At 73.2% G+C, this 16525-nt stretch carries 15 protein-coding genes and 1 tRNA gene; 5 read left to right on the top strand and 11 right to left on the bottom strand.

The genetic code is table 11. From position 1 onward, the window contains the following. Nucleotides 1-36 precede the first annotated feature (36 nt). The 5 genes from ACH4PY_RS02500 to ACH4PY_RS02520 all read right to left on the bottom strand — a co-directional run bounded on the left by ACH4PY_RS02500 (nt 37) and on the right by ACH4PY_RS02520 (nt 3934). The gene (locus tag ACH4PY_RS02500; RefSeq protein ID WP_398175085.1) at nt 37-798 is read right to left on the bottom strand and encodes a class E sortase; all 762 of its coding nucleotides are present in this window, start codon (nt 796-798) and stop codon (nt 37-39) included. A 66-nt stretch (nt 799-864) separates the two neighbouring features. Next, a complete protein-coding gene (locus tag ACH4PY_RS02505) occupies nt 865-2325 on the bottom strand; it encodes a class E sortase (protein ID WP_398175088.1) in 1461 nt (486 codons plus the stop codon). Beyond that, nucleotides 2322-2960: an aminodeoxychorismate/anthranilate synthase component II gene (locus tag ACH4PY_RS02510; protein ID WP_398175091.1), complete on the bottom strand. Its 639-nt coding sequence runs from the start codon at nt 2958-2960 to the stop codon at nt 2322-2324. The genes ACH4PY_RS02505 and ACH4PY_RS02510 overlap by 4 nt, the downstream gene beginning before the upstream one ends. After that, nucleotides 2957-3133 carry a hypothetical protein gene (locus tag ACH4PY_RS02515; protein ID WP_398175094.1) on the bottom strand — a complete coding sequence of 59 codons (177 nt, stop codon included), beginning with the start codon at nt 3131-3133 and terminating at the stop codon, nt 2957-2959. Before ACH4PY_RS02515 ends, ACH4PY_RS02510 begins: the two co-directional genes overlap by 4 nt. A 132-nt stretch (nt 3134-3265) precedes the next feature. Continuing rightward, nucleotides 3266-3934 carry a DUF881 domain-containing protein gene (locus ACH4PY_RS02520; protein WP_398176034.1) on the bottom strand — a complete coding sequence of 223 codons (669 nt, stop codon included), beginning with the start codon at nt 3932-3934 and terminating at the stop codon, nt 3266-3268. A 272-nt stretch (nt 3935-4206) separates the two neighbouring features. Here ACH4PY_RS02520 and crgA point away from each other — a divergent pair, with 272 nt between their 5' ends. Then, nucleotides 4207-4461: a cell division protein CrgA gene (crgA, locus tag ACH4PY_RS02525; protein ID WP_398175097.1), complete on the top strand. Its 255-nt coding sequence runs from the start codon at nt 4207-4209 to the stop codon at nt 4459-4461. Nucleotides 4462-4774: 313 nt separating this feature from the next. Here crgA and ACH4PY_RS02530 read toward each other — a convergent pair whose 3' ends face one another. Beyond that, a complete protein-coding gene (locus tag ACH4PY_RS02530) occupies nt 4775-5632 on the bottom strand; it encodes a rhomboid family intramembrane serine protease (protein WP_398175099.1) in 858 nt (285 codons plus the stop codon). 155 nt (nt 5633-5787) lie between these two features. After that, the gene (locus ACH4PY_RS02535; protein WP_398175101.1) at nt 5788-6318 is read right to left on the bottom strand and encodes a peptidylprolyl isomerase; all 531 of its coding nucleotides are present in this window, start codon (nt 6316-6318) and stop codon (nt 5788-5790) included. A 215-nt stretch (nt 6319-6533) separates the two neighbouring features. Here ACH4PY_RS02535 and ACH4PY_RS02540 point away from each other — a divergent pair, with 215 nt between their 5' ends. Next, nucleotides 6534-7316 carry a DUF5324 family protein gene (locus tag ACH4PY_RS02540; RefSeq protein ID WP_398175103.1) on the top strand — a complete coding sequence of 261 codons (783 nt, stop codon included), beginning with the start codon at nt 6534-6536 and terminating at the stop codon, nt 7314-7316. A 125-nt stretch (nt 7317-7441) separates the two neighbouring features. On the opposite strand, the gene ACH4PY_RS02545 is transcribed toward ACH4PY_RS02540, so the two are convergent. The 3 genes from ACH4PY_RS02545 to ACH4PY_RS02555 all read right to left on the bottom strand — a co-directional run bounded on the left by ACH4PY_RS02545 (nt 7442) and on the right by ACH4PY_RS02555 (nt 13154). Further along, on the bottom strand, nt 7442-9010 hold the full coding sequence (locus ACH4PY_RS02545) for an MFS transporter (RefSeq protein WP_398175105.1): 1569 nt from the start codon (nt 9008-9010) through the stop codon (nt 7442-7444). Nucleotides 9011-9122: 112 nt separating this feature from the next. Then, nucleotides 9123-12533, bottom strand: a complete 3411-nt coding sequence (locus tag ACH4PY_RS02550; protein WP_398176036.1) for an AfsR/SARP family transcriptional regulator — start codon at nt 12531-12533, stop codon at nt 9123-9125. A 93-nt stretch (nt 12534-12626) separates the two neighbouring features. Then, nucleotides 12627-13154, bottom strand: coding sequence for a MarR family winged helix-turn-helix transcriptional regulator (locus ACH4PY_RS02555; RefSeq protein WP_398175107.1), 528 nt, complete (start codon nt 13152-13154; stop codon nt 12627-12629). 85 nt (nt 13155-13239) lie between these two features. Here ACH4PY_RS02555 and ACH4PY_RS02560 point away from each other — a divergent pair, with 85 nt between their 5' ends. After that, nucleotides 13240-13884, top strand: a complete 645-nt coding sequence (locus tag ACH4PY_RS02560) for an FMN-dependent NADH-azoreductase (RefSeq protein ID WP_398175109.1) — start codon at nt 13240-13242, stop codon at nt 13882-13884. A gap of 535 nt (nt 13885-14419) precedes the next feature. Here ACH4PY_RS02560 and ACH4PY_RS02565 read toward each other — a convergent pair. Beyond that, nucleotides 14420-14492, bottom strand: a tRNA-Ala gene (locus ACH4PY_RS02565). Between the two features lie 100 nt (nt 14493-14592). Between ACH4PY_RS02565 and ACH4PY_RS02570 the strand changes: the two genes are divergently transcribed. Then, complete coding sequence (locus tag ACH4PY_RS02570) at nt 14593-15171, top strand: DNA-binding protein (protein ID WP_398175111.1); 579 nt, start codon at nt 14593-14595, stop codon at nt 15169-15171. 30 nt (nt 15172-15201) lie between these two features. Beyond that, nucleotides 15202-16521 carry a serine/threonine-protein kinase gene (locus tag ACH4PY_RS02575; RefSeq protein ID WP_398175113.1) on the top strand — a complete coding sequence of 440 codons (1320 nt, stop codon included), beginning with the start codon at nt 15202-15204 and terminating at the stop codon, nt 16519-16521. The last annotated feature ends 4 nt before the right edge of the window (nt 16522-16525 follow it).

Consider the following 16525-nt stretch of genomic DNA (forward strand, 5'->3'; position numbering starts at 1 on the left):
GGGCCCGCCGCAGCACCAGGGGCGCCGCCGTCCGGACTAGCGCAGTTCGGGCGGCGGCGTCCTTTGTGCGTCGACCTTCTGGGTGCGGACCAGCTCGCCCCACACGATGTAGCGGTAGCGCGAGGTGTAGACCGGGGTGCAGGTCGTCAGGGTGATGTAGCGGCCCGGCTTGGTGCGGCCGGACTCCTTCGGCACCTGGGCGGCCACGCCGACGTTGTACTTCGAGGTCTGGTCGAGGATCTTGTAGACCCTGTAGATGTACCAGGTGTCCTTGGTCTCGAAGACGATCGCGTCGCCGTTGTCGATCTTGTTGATGTTGTGGAACTTCGCACCGTGGCCGTCGCGGTGCGCGGCGAGCGTGAAGTTGCCGGTCGTGGCCCACGGCATCGCCGCCGGGACGGGCTTGGTGTAGTAACCGGCCACCCCCTCGTTGAGCACCTTGGTGGAGGTGCCCTTCTTGACCAGCACCTCGTAGTTCTTGCCCATCGCGGGGACGTGCAGGAAACCTATGCCGCCGCCGGTGTCCAGGCCGCGGGCGGGCGCGCCGGGCGGTGCGTGGGACCACTCCTGGCGGACCTTGTCCGCCTCCTTGGCCTCGTGCCGGTCGGCCAGCACGTTCGTCCACCACAGGGAGTAGACGACGAACAGGGCCAGGACCAGCCCGGCCGTGATGAGCAGCTCGCCGACGACGCTCACGACGGAGGCGAAGGCGCTCCTGCCGCGTGGGGTCCCGGCCTGGCCGTCGCCGCTCTCCGGAGCACCGGGGTCGCCCGTCTCGCTGGTCGTGGTGGTGGTCACGCTGTTCAGCTCTCCGTCCGATGGCACTGCGGCACTGCCGGCGAGGGGGAAGGCTCCGCGGGTCCGTCAGTCGCCGGAGACGAGCGCGTCCGGCTTGCCCTTGCTGCGCGGACGCTCCTCGACCAGTTTGCCCCACACGATCAGCCGGTTGGTGCTGGTGAATTCCGGCGTGCAGGTGGTGAGCGTGAGGTAGCGGCCGGGGGCGGTGAAACCCGATCCGTTCGGGATCGGCTTGAGCACGCTGATGTTGCTCGGCGGCGTACTGGCCAGCGAGCTGGTGATCACGTAGGTGTAGTACTCGCTCTCCGTCTCGACCACCACCTTGTCGCCGGGCGTGAGGTGGTTGATGTAGCGGAAGGGCTCGCCGTGGGTGTTGCGGTGCGCGGCGACGGCGAAGTTGCCGGTCTTGTCCCAGGGCATCGCGGTGTTCAGGGAGCCGTCGTAGTGGCCGATCATGCCCTTGTCGAGCACGTTGTGCTTGGAGACGCCCTGCGCGATGGGCGCCTTGACGTCCAGTTTGGGGATGTACATGATCGCGAAGCCCTGGCCGGGCGAGAAGGTGCCGGGCACCCGGTTGGGGTCGGAGGACTCGTTGTCCCACTTCTGCTGGAGGTTGTTCGCGGCGCCCGCTGCCTCGCGGTGGGCGCGGACGTTGGTCCACCACAGCTGGTAGGTGACGAACAGCAGCATCAGCACGCCGAGGGTGATGAACAGCTCGCCGACGACCCGGCTGGCGATGACCGCGGGGCTCTCCTTGGCGGCTTTCGCGGCCCGTCTGGCCTCCACCCGGCTCAGCGGTGCGGCCGGGGCCGCGCTCTGCGCCTGCGCGGCCTGGGGGGCGCCCTCCCGGCCTCCCCCGCGGGCCCGGTGCCCGCCGCCCTGCCGTGCGGCCTTGCGCCGCGCCGCCCGTCCGCCGTCCGCGGGCGGTACGGCCGCCGGGACCGGGGCCGCGGCCGCCGCGGGGGCTTCGGGCTCCGCCGGTTCGGGCGTCACGACCGGCAGCACCGCGGTGTCCCCACCACCCGCCGCCTCCCCGCCCTCCCGCGGCTCGTCGTACGGTGCGGGCCCGGTCGGCTCGTCGTACTGCGCGGGCCGCCTCGGCTCCTCGTACGCGGCCGGGGCGGCCGGTTCCTCGTACGGTGCGGCGGCGGGTGCCGACGGCTCCTCGTACGGCAGCGCGGCGGGGGGCTGCTCGTACGGGAGGGCGGCCGGGGCGGCCTCCAGGGGCTGGGCGGGGCTGAACCACGGGGAGGCGGAGGCAGGCCCGGCGAAGGCCTGCGGCGCGGGGGCGTACACCTGCTCCGGCCCGGGGCCCTGCTCCGCGTACGGCTCCGGAACGCCGCCCTGCTGCGGGGCCGGGTCGGCGCCCGGGGCCTCCGGCGGCTCCTCCTGGACGGCGGCGGGGCGGCCGGGCAGCGGGTCGTTCAGCGGATCGTCGAGCTGTTCCACGACAGCTCTGAACTGCCCGGTGTTCTCGTACGACATCGGGCCGTCGTCGGCGGGGCGCTCCGGGCGGAGCGTGGTCACGCCCCCGCCCTCCCGACAACGGGCGCGAGGCCCTCCGAGCGGTCCCTGGCGCCCGCGTCACCGCATTCGGCGAGCCAGTTGGCCAGCATCCGGTGCCCCCATTCGGTGAGCACCGACTCGGGATGGAACTGCACGCCCTCCACAGCCGCCTCCCGGTGTCTGAGCCCCATGATGATCCCGCTGTCCGTCCACGCGGTGACCTGGAGCTGGTCCGGGAGGGTCGGGCCCTCGACGGCGAGCGAGTGGTAGCGGGTGGCGGTGAAGGGCGACGGCAGTCCGGCGAAGACGCCCGCCCCTTCGTGCGTCACCAGCGAGGTCTTGCCGTGCAGCAGCTCGGGGGCCCGGTTGACGACGCCGCCGTAGGCGACCGCGATGGACTGCACACCGAGGCAGACGCCGAAGACCGGCACCCCGGTTTCCGCGCAGTGCCGCACCATGTCGATGCACACCCCGGCCTCCTCGGGGGTGCCGGGGCCGGGGGAGAGCAGCACGCCGTCGAAGCCGTCCTGCGCGTGCGCGGGCTGCACCTCGTCGTTGCGCAACACCTCGCACTCGGCGCCGAGCTGGTAGAGGTACTGGACCAGGTTGAAGACGAAGCTGTCGTAGTTGTCGACCACGAGGATGCGTGTGCTCATCGGACGGCGGCCATCCCGTTGTCGACGGTGACGTCATTGAAGGGCAGCAGCGGCTCCGCCCAGGGGAAGACGTACTGGAAGAGGAGGTAGACGACTGCCAGCACCAGCACCAGGCAGGTCAGCGCCCTTATCCACGCGTTGCCCGGCAGATTCCGCCAGATCCAGCCGTACATGCGGTCCCTTCCTTCCGGCTCCCCGGAACAGAGTAAGGGGAGATCGCCCGGAGTGGGTTGGTAGCCGGACAAAGCTTCGTCCCGGCTTCACCTGCGCGTCCGGCGCCCAAGACCCCGTGATCCGGGGGTTCTTCAGGGCTGGTCCACAGGCTGCGCATAGTGAAGGGACGTCGAGCCGGTGTAGCCCGGCAGGGTGGTGGAGCGCGCGCTGGAGACCTTCCAGCCGAGGCCGTACGCGGCCACGTACTGGAGGTAGTTCTGGATCGCGGGGCTCGCGTCGAGAGCCTGGCGGAGTTTCCCCTGGTCGCCGACCGCGGTGATGCGATAAGGCGGGGAGTAGACGCGGCCCTGGAGGATCAGGGTGTTGCCGACGCAGCGGACCGCGCTGGTGGAGATCAGCCGCTGGTCCATGACCCGGATGCCGCGGGCGCCACCCTGCCACAGCGCGTTGACCACGGCCTGCAGGTCCTGCTGGTGGATGACCAGGTCGTTGGGCTGCGGGTCCGGCACACCGGGGATGAGCGGGGTCGCGCCCTGCGGGGCGTCGTTCAGGGTGACCTCGACGGAGGGGCCGCTGAGCGGGGCGGTGCCGGCGTCCTTGCGAAGGGCGTCGATCCTGGCCTGCTCGGCGGCGCTGAGGCCGCTGCCCTGCCGGGTGAGCTTGTCCACGTCGTCGCGGACGCCGGTGAGCTGGTCCTCCAGCTGCTCGTTGTGGGCGTTCTTGGTGCGGATGGTGTCGGAGAGCTTCGGCAGCGGGTCGTCGCTGCGGATGTCGACGCCCTTGGCGGTGTCGAAACTCATCCAGAAGATCAGTCCGGCGAGCGCGAAGACTCCCGCGCTGGCCAGCCGCAGGGCCACCGTGCGCGGGACGGGGCGAGGGGAGGGGGCGGGTGAGCTTCCGCCGGGATCCGTCGCCACCGTACGCTGTCTCCTTAACAAGCAGATGAAGCACTACGCTAACGGACGCCCGGCGGCGGCACCGCCCCCGCCGGTGGCAGACCGTCGTCCCATACCCGCCAGGACCGCCCAGCACCCCCGCGCGGTTACGCAGCGCATCGACAGGAGAGTCCCTCGTGCCGAAGTCACGGATCCGCAAGAAGGCCGACTTCACCCCGCCCCCGGTGAAGGCAGCAACCGCCATAAAGCTGGGCAACCGCGGCTGGGTCGCCCCGCTGATGCTGGCGTTCTTCGTCGTCGGGCTGGCCTGGATCGTGCTCTTCTACGTCACGCAGGGCGATCTGCCGGTGGACGCGTTCGGCAACTGGAACATCGTCGTGGGCTTCGGCTTCATCGCCGGGGGCTTCGTCGTCTCCACTCAGTGGAAGTAGCGGACACCTCCGGCGGCAGCGCCGGAACGGTTGTCCACAGAGTTATCCACAACCATGTCCACAGTGGGGAAAAGGTCGGAAGATCTGTGGATAACCTCTACGAGGTTGACGCCGGTACGACCGGTGGCCGCGGCTGACGGCCACCGGTCGTTTGCTGTCCCGCCACCGAACCGTAGTGATCTTGCCGGAGAAAACGGGACAATCCGAACGCTCGGCCGCCTGCACACAACCCCTTCCGCAGGGTGTGCACAACTCGCACAGGCTTCCCTACCCGCTGTGGATAACGTGTGATCAACGGCTGTGGTTACGGCCCTCAGGACGTGACCTGGACCACAGCGATCACGCTGAGCACCAGCGAGAGCACCAGCACTCCCGCGGTGGTCCCCCACTGCACCGCGTTCCGCCGCTCGCGCGGGGCGTAGAACATCGCTATGGCGACCGCGGTGCCGCCCACCAGCCCGCCCAGGTGCGCCTGCCAGCTCACATGCGGCCAGGTGAAGGTGAAGAGGATGTTCAGCCCGAGCAGGATGAGGATCGGGCGCATGTCGTAGTTGAGCCGCTTCACGAAGACCGCGGTCGCGCCGAAGAGCCCGTAGAGCGCCCCGGAGGCGCCGAAAGTGAGCGCGCCCGGGTCCAGCAGCAGCACCGAGGCACTGCCCGCCAGTGCCGAGACCAGGTAGAGCGACAGGTAGCGGCTGCGGCCGAGCATGCGCTCCAGCGGTCCGCCGATCCACCACAGCGTCAGCATGTTGAAGAGGATGTGCGTGAAGTTGGGCGGCAGGTCGTGCACGAAGGCCGAGGTGATGACGCGGTACCACTCGCCGTCGGCGACGCCGCCGCACCGCTGGCCGATCGTGCCCTTGGGGCCGCAGGCCGCCCACAGTCCGAGGTCCTCGGCGATCCTCTTGCCGACCGTCAGTTCCAGGACGTAGACGGCGACGTTGAGCGCGATGAGGATCTTGGTGACGAGAAAGGGATCGTGGGCCACCACGCCGCCCGCGATCGTGCGCTGCCGGGTGTGGGGGGACGATCCCTGCCGTACGCAATCCGGGCACTGGAAGCCGACGGAGGCGCTGATCATGCAGTCGGGGCAGATCGGCCGCTCGCACCGGGTGCAGCGTATGCCGGTCTCCCGGTCCGGGTGCCGATAGCAGCAGACCGGCTGGTCCATGAGTCCACTCCCCTGTCGCGGCGCTCCCGTGGCGCCGAACGCCCCACCCGCTCTTCCGACGTGCGGGCGGGGCGCGGTGTTCCCGTCGTGGTCCCCGCCGCTCGTTCGGGTGGCCGGACGGCGCCAGGCGCCGTCCGGAGACCTCGCAGCCTACGTCAGCCGCGCTTCTCGACGACGACCGACTCGATCACGACGTCCTCCAGCGGACGGTCGGTGCGCGGGTTGGTGGGGCTGCCCACGATCGCGTCCACGACCTTGCGGCTCGCGTCGTCGGCGACCTCGCCGAAGATCGTGTGCTTGCCGGTCAGCCACGCGGTCGCGGACACGGTGATGAAGAACTGCGAGCCGTTGGTGCCCGGGCCCGCGTTGGCCATCGCCAGCAGATAGGGCTTGTTGAAGGCCAGGTCCGGGTGGAACTCGTCGGCGAACTTGTAACCGGGACCGCCGGTGCCGTTCCCCAGCGGGTCGCCGCCCTGGATCATGAAACCGGAGATCACCCGGTGGAAGACCGTGCCGTCGTAGAGGCGGTCGTGCGAGGCCCGACCGGTGTTCGGGTCGATCCACTCCCGGGTGCCCTCGGCGAGGCCCACGAAATTGGCCACGGTCTTGGGGGCATGGTTCGGCAGCAGCCGGATCACGATGTCGCCCTGGTTGGTCTTCAAGGTGGCGTAGAGCTCCTCGGCCACGGTCTACCTTCCATAGTCGTCGCTGACAGGGGTTGATCCTCGCACGGCGCGAACCGCCGCGCGGCCTTCCCCCGCACTCCGCGCCCGCCGACTCCGCAGCAACCGGGCCGACTGACCCGTATGCGCGTCCGCACATGCCGTACGCGGTGTAGACGGGCATGATTTCAAACCGGATGGAAAGGCGAAAACCGTACGCCACCGAGGAGGAGGTTCCTGTGACCCGCATCGACAGCGTGCGCAGCGCGGCTGACATGACGAAGGACAGCGTGCGGCACGCCGCGGAGGTGGCTGCGCCGTACGCCAACACCGCGAAGGACGAGGCCGCGCGGTACGCACAGCAGGCCGGTGTCTATGCCCAGCAGGCGGGCGCGTCCGCCCGCCGGGCCTACGACGCCAAACTCGCCGCCCAGGTGAAGCAGGCGCGCGAGCAGGCCTGGGCGGCGGTGCCGCCGAAGGCCGCGGAGGCGGTCGAGACCGCCGCCAAGCGGACCGCCCAGGGCGCACGGACGGCCGCCGACTACGCCGTACCGCGGGTGAGTTCCGCGGTCGCGGCGACCCGGGCGGTGGCCGTGCCGGTCACCGCCGAGGCCCTGGTGCGCGGCAGCGCGGCCCTGCACGCGCTGCGCGGCCAGGTGACCGCGGCCGAGATCGACCGGCTGGTCCGCAAGCGGATCCGGCGGCAGCAGACCGCGCGGGCCTTCCGCACGCTGCTGCTGGCCGGGGTCGCGGGCGGTGCCGTCTACGCCGCCTGGCGCTGGTGGAGCGCCCAGTCCGACCCGGAGTGGCTGGTGGAGCCGGGCGAGGCCACCGAGGCACCGGCGCCGGAGGAGACGATCAGCGGTACGAGCACGCTGACCGTCGTCGACCCGCTGGACGGGCCGCCCTCGTCGGTCAACGGCCAGAGCGGCGCGCACGTCGACCTCGTCGACGGCTCCGCCGCTACGGACGCGGACGCCGAGTCCTCGTCGTCCGACGACGACAAGCCCGAAGGCGCGTAAGGCCGACTGCCGGGGCGGGGGCCGGTCCTCCGGCCCCCGCCCCGGCACCGGCACGTCGCGGAGCCCTGGCCCCGCACCCCTGCCGAGGGGTGCGGGGCCAGGGCTCCGCGGGGTCGTACGGGGTGTCAGGCGGTCGCGGGCTCCGGGTCCAGCAGCACCGCGGGCACCTTGCGCAGGGTGACGAGCGCGAAGACCGCTCCGGCGAGCATCAGGGCACCACCGATCAGGGTCGTGGTGTGCAGGCTGTCCGTGAAGGCGTTCCGGGCCGCCTCGACGACCTGGTGCCCGAGCCCGCCGCCCAGCTGCGTACCGGTCGCCACACCGCCGCTCACCGACTCGCGGGCGGCGCCGGTCTGGCCGGCCGTCAGCCCGGACGGCAGCGTGAGGCCGCTGCGGTAGTACGCGTTGAGCACCGAGCCGAGGATGGCGATGCCGAGGGCGCCGCCGAGTTCCATCGCCGTCTCCGAGGTGGCCGCGGCCGCGCCGGTACGGGTCGCCGGGGCGCTGGCGAGAATGGTGTCGGCGGTCACCGCGAAGGTGAGCATCAGACCCGCGCCGTTGACGATCACCACGGGCAGCAGCTGCCAGTACGCGCTGTGTTCGGTGGCCAGGCCAAGCCCCGCCGTGCTGAGGCCCATGAGCACCAGTCCGGCGGCGACCGTCCGGGCCCGGCCGATGAGCGGGATCAGGGCGGAGGCGGCGGGCGCGACCAGCGCGGCGGCCAGCGGGCCGGGCAGCACGGCGAGGCCCGCGGTCAGCGGCGACCAGCCGCGCACCTCCTGGAAGTACAGCGAGAAGCCGAGGGAGAGCACGGTCGAGGCGAACATCGTCACGACGTTGGCGCCGATCGCGCCGGAGAAGGCGGGGTTGCGGAAGAGGCGGAGGTCCAGCAGCGGCTCGGCGAGCCGGGTCTGACGGCGCAGGAAGGTCAGGAGCAGCGCCGCGCCCAGACCGGCCGCGATCCACACCGAGGGCTCGGCGACGCCGTCCCGGGCGGCGGTCTTGATCGCGTAGATCACGCCGAACATGCCCAGCACCGACAGCGGCACGCTGGCCCAGTCCAGCCGCCCCGGCTTGGGGTTGCGGCTCTCCGGCAGCACGACCAGGCCCAGGGCCAGTACCAGGGCCATCACCGGCACGTTGACCAGGAAGACCGAGCCCCACCAGAAGTGGTCCAGCAGCAGGCCGCCGACGACCGGGCCGAGCGCGAAGCTCGCCGCGGCCACACCGCCGCTGATGCCGACGGCGGCGGTGCGTTCCTTGGGGTCGGTGAAGACCGTCCGCACCAGGGAGAGCGTGGAGGGCATGATCGTGGCGCCGAACAGGCCCAGCAGCGCGCGGGCCGCGATGAGCATCTCCGGGCTGCCGGCGTAGGCGGTGAGCGCGGAGGCGGCGCCGAAGCCGGTCACCCCGATGAGCAGCAGCTTCTTGCGGCCTATCCGGTCACCGATGTTGCCCATCACGATGAGCAGGCCGCCCAGCACGAAGCCGTAGACGTCCACGATCCACAGCAGCTGGGTGGCAGACGGTGCGAGCTGGGCGGTGAGCGAGGGGACCGCGTAGTTGAGCACGCTGGTGTCGATGCCGAGCAGCGCGGAGGCGACGCTGCAGATGGCCAGGACAGCCCAGCGCCGCCCGTCGCGGTCGGCGGCGGCCGGTGCGCCGGTGGTGTCGTGCGTCGATGTCTTCGTCATGCACGGCAGCCTGCGGGGCACCGCTGACCGGCGGCTGACCGTCCGCGCACCGCTCACGCACCGAGCGCGCACCGCGGGTGGTGCGGGGCTGTGCGGGCGGTGCGCAGGGCGGTCAGCCGCCGCAGACGTACGAGGTCAGCAGCGCGAACGCGGTGTTCCGGTCGCCGGGCACCTCCGCCGGACGGTCCGTGCCGCCCGTCGCGGCCCGCAGCGCCTCCCGGACGACAGTGCTGTCCGGCCCGGTGCCGGGGCCGCCGCGCAGGGCCTCGGCGGCCCCGAGCAGCGCGGCGGCCCGCCCGGGATCGCCCTCCAGCAGCGCGAGGGCGGCCGCGGCGTCGGCGACGGTCGCCGCGGTCTCCGCGGCCATCCGCAGCACGTCGGGGTCGAAGGTCACCGCGTCCCGCAGCGCGGTCCGCGCGCCCTCCGTGTCGCCCGCGGCCACCGCGATCCGGGCGAGCGCCACCTGCACGCCGGTACGGATCGCGTTGCTGGAGAACCAGCCGGTGGGGCATTCGGCGAGGGCCTGCTCGGCAAGTTCCCGGGCGCCCGGCAGATCGCCGCGCAGCCGCGCGATGTCGGCGAGGCCCCTGTGCGCGACGGCCAGGCTCTCGGGGGCGCCGGCCCGCCGGGAGAGCGTGGCGGCCCGCTCGCAGTCGGCCTCGGCGCCCGCGAGGTCCCCACCCCGCAGCCGGTAGGCGGCGCGGTTGGCGAGCAGCTCCGCGACGTCGAGGGCGGAGTCCAGCTCCTCGGCGAGTACCAGCGCCTCCTCGTGCAGCGCCACCGCGGCCCGCAGGTCCCCCGCGTGGTCGGCGAGGTCGGCGAGCAGGTGCAGGCAGGTGATCATGCCCCAGCGGTCGCCCTGCTGCCGGAAGCCCGCCAGCGCGGTCCCGCAGGCCTCGCGGGCGGTGTCCTGGTCACGGTGGGTCAGCCACGCCTGGAAGCCCCTCCCGAGCTGCCCCAGCGCGTCGTACCAGGGGTCGTCGAGGGCGGCGAGCCGTGCCTCGGCCTTGGCGAGGTCGTCGGTGTCGGCGGAGGGCGCCCCGGCGAAGGGGGCCCACAGCAGCGTCAGGACGGGGTAGCGGCTCGCCACCCGGTAGAAGCCCTCGACGATCCCGGCGGCCTCGGCCACGTGCGCGGTGTAGCCGGAGGGGTCGCTCAGCGCGTTGACGACGGCGAGCACGCACAGCGCGTACTCCTCCTCCAGGCCCTCGGGCGCATGCGGTCCGACGGCCGCCAGCACCTGCTGGGCGGGGCCGACACCCTCGTAGCGCACCCCGCGCAGCAGCCAGTACGAGGAGAGCGCCGAGATCAGCCGCATGGCCCCGGGGATGTCACCGGCGTCGAGGGTGCGGTGCAGGGCGGCCTGGAGGTTGTCGCGCTCGTCGGACAGCAGTCGCAGCCACTCCAGTTGACCCGCGCCGCGCAGATGGGGGTCGGCGGCGAGGGCGAAGCCCAGGAAGTGGGCGGCGTGCGCGCGATGGGTCCGCTCCGTCTCACCCGCCTCGGCGAGCCGCTCGGCGCCGTAGGCGCGGATGGACTCCAGCATCCGGTAGCGGACACCACCGGGCCCGTCCGTGTGCTGGGCGACCACGAGCGACTTCTCGACCAGCGCGGCCATCAGGTCGAGCATGTCCTCGGGGTCGATGCCCTCCTCCGCCCCGTCGCCGTCCGCGCACACCGACTCGGCGGCCGCCGGGGTCCAGCCGCCCGCGAAGACCGAGGCGCGGCGCAGCACGGCCCGCTCGTCCTCCGGCAGCAGTTCCCAGCTCCAGTCGACGACCCCGCGCAGCGTGCGCTGCCGCGGCTGGGCGGTCCGGCTGCCGCGCGACAGCAGCCGGAAGAGCACATCAGGGCGCGGCCCGAGGCTGTACGGGGCCGTGTCCGCGGGCAGCGCGCCGAGCCGCGCGGCGATCTCGGTGACGGGCAGCGTGCGCAGCCGGGCGGCGGCCAACTCGATGGCCAGCGGCAGCCCGTCGAGGGTCGTGCACAGCCGCAGGACGGTGTCGGCCGTGGCCGGATCGGCGCCCAGGTCGAAGCCGGGGCTGACGGCCGCCGCGCGCTCGGCGAAGAGCCGTACGGCGGGAGAGGCGAGCACCTGGTCGCGGTCGCTGCCCGGCCGCGGCAGGGCGAGCGTGGGCACCGGGCACAGTGTCTCGGCGGTGATGCCGAGCGCCTCCCGGCTGGTGGCCAGGATCCGCAGGGAGGGGGAGGCGGCGAGCAGCCGCTCGGCGAGCGCCGCGGCGTCGGCCACCACATGCTCGCAGTTGTCCAGCACCAGCAGCAGCGGCCGGTCGGCGAGCGCGGAGGCGATCCGGGCCACCAGATCGGCCGCGCCCGAGGGTCCCGGGTGGCCGGACGGCGGGAGCAGTCCTCCGTCGCGCAGGCCCAGGGCGCCGAGGACCGCCTGCGGGACCTCGGCGCCTTCGGTCACGCCGGTCAGGTCCACGAAGCACACGTCGTGCGGATGGCGGGCGCCCGCCTGCACCGCGAGCCGGGTCTTGCCCGCGCCGCCCGGACCTATGAGGGTCACCAGCCGTCGCCGGGCCAACTGCGCACCGATCACCGACAGTTCCTCACCGCGGCCGACGAAGCTGGTGAGCTGCGCCGGGAGGTCGTGCCGTGCGCTCTGCGGGGAGGGCGTGTCCGGCGGGGTGGCCGGGGGGACGGAGGGCGGTGTCCGCGCCGAGGACGCGACGGGTATCGACGATGCGGTACCGGTCGGCGTTTCACGTGGAACATCCCGGCTCAGTGCGTTTTCCGCTGTTTCACGTGAAACAGCGTCCAGCGGCATGTCCAGCGGTTCACCGCGGAGGATCGCCAGATGGACGGCGGCCAGTTCGGGCCCCGGGTCCGCACCGAGAGACTCGGCCAGCTCGCGGCGGGCGTCCTCGTACGCCTCCAGCGCCTCGCTCTGCCGCCCGCTGCCGTACAGCGCCCGCATCAGCTGCCCGCGCAGCCGCTCCCGCAGCGGGTGGGCCGCGACCTCAGCGCCCAGCTCCGCGACCAGCGAACGGTGCCGGCCGAGCGCCAGGTCGGCCTCGACACGGTCCTCGACCGCACCGCCGCGCAGCTCCTCCAGCCGGACGACCTGGGCGGCGGCGAAGGGTGCGTCACCGACGTCGGCGAGCGCCGGACCGCGCCAGAGCGCGAGGGCTTCCCGCAACACCTCGGCGGCCAGGGAGGGTTGTCCGGCGAGCAGCGCGTCCCGGCCCTGGGCGGCGAGCTGCTGGAAGCGGTGCGCGTCCACCTGGCCGGGGTCGATGGCGAGCCGGTAACCCGCGGGGTGCCCCTCGACCGGGACGGGCAGCACCTGGCGCAGCCGGGAGACCTGGGACTGCAGCGCGTTCGCCGCGCCCGCCGGAGGCTCCTCCCCGTACAGCGCGTCGGTCAGGCGCTCGGTACCGACGAGCCGCCCGGCGTCGAGCAGCAGCACCGCGAGCAGCGCGCGCCGCCGCGGGCCGCCCAGCGCCAGTTCGGCGCCGTCCGCGCCCAGGGCCTGTGTCGTACCGAGGATGCCGAACATCACGCCCCGATTGTGTCGCACCGGCGGCAGGCAGCACCGACGTGTTCCGCGGGGCGCGTTCGCCCGGGGCGGGGCGCGGGTGGGGGGCGCGACTCAGCAGCCGGCCGCGGGAGAGCAGCCGTCGTCCTCCGCGGGATCGCAGCCGTCGTCCGTGGAACCGTGCGCGGCGGCGTCGCACGCGGGCAGCGATCCGGACGCGGCGAGCAGCAGCAGCTCGTACAGGGTGTCGCGCTGGTCGGCGTCCAGCGCGCCGAGCACCTCGTCCTCCACCCCGGCGAGCGAGAACTCGGCCTTGACCAGCACCCGCACCCCCTTCTCGGTGAGCCGCACGATGTGCCGCCGCCGGTCCTCGGGGGAGCGCTGCCGCTCGATCAGCCCGTCGCTCTCCAGCTCGTTGAGCAGGCCGACCACGGTGGCGCGGTCCATCATCAGCGTCGTCGCCAGCGCCTGCTGGGTGCTGCCGCCCTGGTCCCGCAGCACCGTCAGCGCCACCAGATGCCGCGGCCGCAGCCCGAGCGGCGTGAGCACGCCTTCCGCGTGCAGCCGCATGCGCCGAGCGAGCTGGTCCAGCAGCGCGCCCGACCGCCGCGAGGGCTGGTTCAGCACGGGCAGGGAGGCCATCCACGAATTCTATCCCGACATGCGGGAATCGTGCCGTGCTATAAATCGTTGGCGTAAGGCAAATCAATGAGAGAGGACAAATGAGATGCCTCACCTTCTGCACATCGACTCCAGCATCCAGGGCGAGCGGTCCACCAGCCGGCGGCTGACCGCCCGCGCCGCGGCCGCGTGGCGCGCGGCCCACCCCGGCGGCACGGTCACCTACCGCGACCTGGGCAGCAATCCGCTGCCGCACCTGACCCCCGCGACCGTGCACGCCGGGATGGTGCCGGAGGCCGACCGCACCCCCGAGCAGGCGGCGGCCTGGGCGCTGAGCCAGGAGGTCGTCGGCGAGGTCCTGGCGGCCGACACCGTCGTCCTCGGCCTGCCCGTCTACAACTGGGGCGCCCCCAGCAGCGTCAAGTCCTGGGTCGACCACCTGATCGCCGTCGGCCTGTCCGTCCACCCCGAGACGCAGGAGGGTCTGCTCGGCGACACCGACTTCGTCGTCGTGGGTTCCCGCGGTGGTGGTTACGCCCCCGGCACCCCGCGCGAGGGCTGGGACCACGCCGAGCAGTGGCTGCCGCACGGCGTCTCCCTGACCGGCCTCGTGCCGCGCTTCATCACCGCCGAGCTGACGCTCTCCCGGGTCAACCCGGCGATGACCGAGCTGATCCCGCTCGCCGACAAGAGCCTCGCCGAGGCCGAGCAGGCCATCGACGCCCTGTGGCCGGCCCCCGTCACCGCCTGAGCCCCGCCCGCGTCCCGCGCCCCGCGGCGCCTCCCGGCAGCCGCGGGGCCCATCGCCGCCCGGTCCGCCCTCACCGCGCGTCCGTCCGGGCCAGCACTGCCAGGCCCAGCGCCGCCCACGCGGAGAACTCCTCGGGCAAGAGGCGCTGATGGGCCTGCAGGCCGCTGTTTCACGTGGAACATCGCCAACGGTGCACGCCGCGCAGGCGGTGGCGCTGCTTTCCGACGCCGGGGCTGCCGGGGGCGGTCGTGCTCGGCGGGCAGGCAGCCGTCCGTCCTCACGTTCCTGGCGTGGCCTACCCACGGCATACGGAGGACGGGGCAATCGGATCGACCGAACACAGAACGGATTTGAGCCGGAGGACGAAACCGCCCGCCCGCCGGGCGGCGGCCACCCTTGGGAGCCGCCGTGGACGGCACGGCGGCCGGGCACCGCGCGGGAACCGGCGGAGCTTCCAGTCCAGTCGGGCGTCGGGAAAAGGGCGGAAAAAAGCCCCGCCTGACCGGCTTCCGCAGGTCAGACAGGGTTCACGGTGTGGAGCCTAGGGGAGTCGAACCCCTGACATCTGCCATGCAAAGACAGCGCTCTACCAACTGAGCTAAGGCCCCGCAACGGAGACAGCGTACCCGGTGGAGCGGGGTCGACCGAACGGCATTTCCGGGACCTAGGATGGTTTGCGGGATTCGCACGCGCAAACAGGGAGAGGTCATGGACGGCTCGGGCCGTACCGGAGGGGGCGGCCAGGAAGCCGGTGCGCGGGCCCTGGAGGCGCGGGAGTTGCAGCGCGGGTGGTACGGGGAACCGCTGGGCGAGCTCTTCCAGCGGCTCATCGCGGACCTGGGGCTCAACCAGGCGCGGCTCGCAGCGGTGCTGGGGCTGTCGGCGCCCATGCTGTCGCAGCTCAAGAGCGGGCAGCGGGCCAAGATCGGCAACCCGGCGGTGGTACAGCGGCTGCAGGCGCTCCAGGAGCTGGCCGTGCAGGTCACCGACGGCCGGACGGACGCGGTGGAGGCGGCGGCCCGGATGGACGAGATCCGTGACGCGGCCACCGCCTCCGTGCTGGGCACGACACACTCCGCCCTCGCCGCCAGGGGTCCGGCCGCCGCCCCCCGCGAGGTGGTGCGCGGCATCCAGGAGGTGCTGCGCTCGGTGGCCTCGGCCACGGAGGTGGAGCAGGCCGCCCGCTCCCTCGCGCCGCTCCATCCGCACCTGGCAGAGTTCCTCCGTGTGTACGGCGCCGGGCGGACCAGCGAGGCCGTGGCCCATTACGAGGCGCACCGGGACTGACGGACGGCCACGGGGGGAGAGCGGGACGCCATGGGTGAGGTCTTCGCCGGTCGCTACGAGCTCGTGGACCCGGTCGGACGCGGTGGCACCGGCGCGGTCTGGCGGGCCTGGGACCAGCGGCGGCGCCGCTACGTGGCTGCGAAGGTGCTCCAGCAGCGCGACGCCCACGCCCTGCTGCGCTTCGTCCGCGAGCAGGCCATGCGCATCGACCACCCGCACGTCCTGGCCCCCGCGAGCTGGGCGGCCGACGACGACAAGGTGCTCTTCACCATGGACCTGGTGCGCGGCGGTTCGCTGTCGCACCTGGTCGGCGACTACGGGCCGCTGCCGCCGCACTACGTGTGCGTGCTGCTCGACCAGTTGCTCGCCGGGCTGCACGCGGTCCACACCGAGGGGATCATCCACCGCGACATCAAGCCCGCCAACATCCTGCTGGAGGCGACCGGCACCGGCACCCCGCACGTGCGGCTGTCGGACTTCGGCATCGCCATGCGGCAGGGCGAACCGCGGCTCACCGACGCGCACTTCGTGGTCGGCACCCCGGGGTACTTCGCGCCCGAGCAACTCCAGGGCGCCGAACCCGCCGTCGCCGCCGACCTCTACGCGGTAGGGCTGGTCGCCCTCTACCTGCTGAGCGGGCTGCGCCCGGACGCCGAGGCCGTCAACGCCCGCTTCCTCGCCGACGGCGCCCCGCCCGCGCCGAGGGAGGTGCCGCGGCCGCTGTGGCAGGTCCTGGTGGCCCTGCTCCAGTCCGACCCGCAGGCCCGCTTCCGCACCGCCCTCGGGGCGCGCAAGGCGCTGGCCGGCGCCGTCGAGCTGCTGCCCGAGCCGCCGTCGGGGGAGGAGCCGGTCGAGATCTTCGACCAGGTGGGGCCGCTGCCCGAGGGCTTCGGCCCCGACGGGCCGGTGCGGACGGCGCCCGGCAGCAGTACGTACGCGGTGGGGCCGTCCGCGGCGGGAGCAGGGACCGGGAGCGCCGCGACACCTCAGCGGGGTGCGGAGCAGCAGCCGAGCCCCGCCGGGCCCTCCGTCACACATCCGCCCACCAGGGCGGACCTCCCTGCGCCGGCGCCCGCCCCCGCACCCTCCGTACCGCCGCCGGGCCCGACTCCCGCTCCCGCTCCCGCGGCCGCGCCCGCCGCCCCGCAGCCGCCCGTACCCCCGCAGCCGCTGCCGCCGCGCGCGGACGCCGCGAGCGCCGCGGGCGCCACGACCGCGGGGGCGCGTCGGGGTGCGCACCGGACCGTCCCGCGGCGCAGGCCGGGACCGCCGCGCGCGGTGGTGATCCCGGTCCTGGTCGTCGCCGCGCTGTGCTTCGCGGTCGGCATCGTGGCGCTGGCCACGGGCTGAGGCC

It is taken from the genome of Streptomyces sp. NPDC021224, assembly GCF_044332905.1.
Taxonomy (GTDB): Bacteria; Actinomycetota; Actinomycetes; order Streptomycetales; family Streptomycetaceae; genus Actinacidiphila.

Excerpts from the sequence above, each read along its gene's own strand:
- ACH4PY_RS02545 (WP_398175105.1), bottom strand. The coding sequence starts at position 9,010 with ATGACGAAGACATCGACGCACGACACCACCGGCGCACCGGCCGCCGCC.
- ACH4PY_RS02575 (WP_398175113.1), top strand. The coding sequence starts at position 15,202 with ATGGGTGAGGTCTTCGCCGGTCGCTACGAGCTCGTGGACCCGGTCGGA.
- ACH4PY_RS02550 (WP_398176036.1), bottom strand. The coding sequence starts at position 12,533 with ATGTTCGGCATCCTCGGTACGACACAGGCCCTGGGCGCGGACGGCGCC.
- ACH4PY_RS02530 (WP_398175099.1), bottom strand. The coding sequence starts at position 5,632 with ATGGACCAGCCGGTCTGCTGCTATCGGCACCCGGACCGGGAGACCGGC.
- ACH4PY_RS02515 (WP_398175094.1), bottom strand. The coding sequence starts at position 3,133 with ATGTACGGCTGGATCTGGCGGAATCTGCCGGGCAACGCGTGGATAAGG.
- ACH4PY_RS02560 (WP_398175109.1), top strand. The coding sequence starts at position 13,240 with ATGCCTCACCTTCTGCACATCGACTCCAGCATCCAGGGCGAGCGGTCC.
- ACH4PY_RS02570 (WP_398175111.1), top strand. The coding sequence starts at position 14,593 with ATGGACGGCTCGGGCCGTACCGGAGGGGGCGGCCAGGAAGCCGGTGCG.
- ACH4PY_RS02520 (WP_398176034.1), bottom strand. The coding sequence starts at position 3,934 with ATGAGTTTCGACACCGCCAAGGGCGTCGACATCCGCAGCGACGACCCG.
- ACH4PY_RS02510 (WP_398175091.1), bottom strand. The coding sequence starts at position 2,960 with ATGAGCACACGCATCCTCGTGGTCGACAACTACGACAGCTTCGTCTTC.
- ACH4PY_RS02555 (WP_398175107.1), bottom strand. The coding sequence starts at position 13,154 with ATGGCCTCCCTGCCCGTGCTGAACCAGCCCTCGCGGCGGTCGGGCGCG.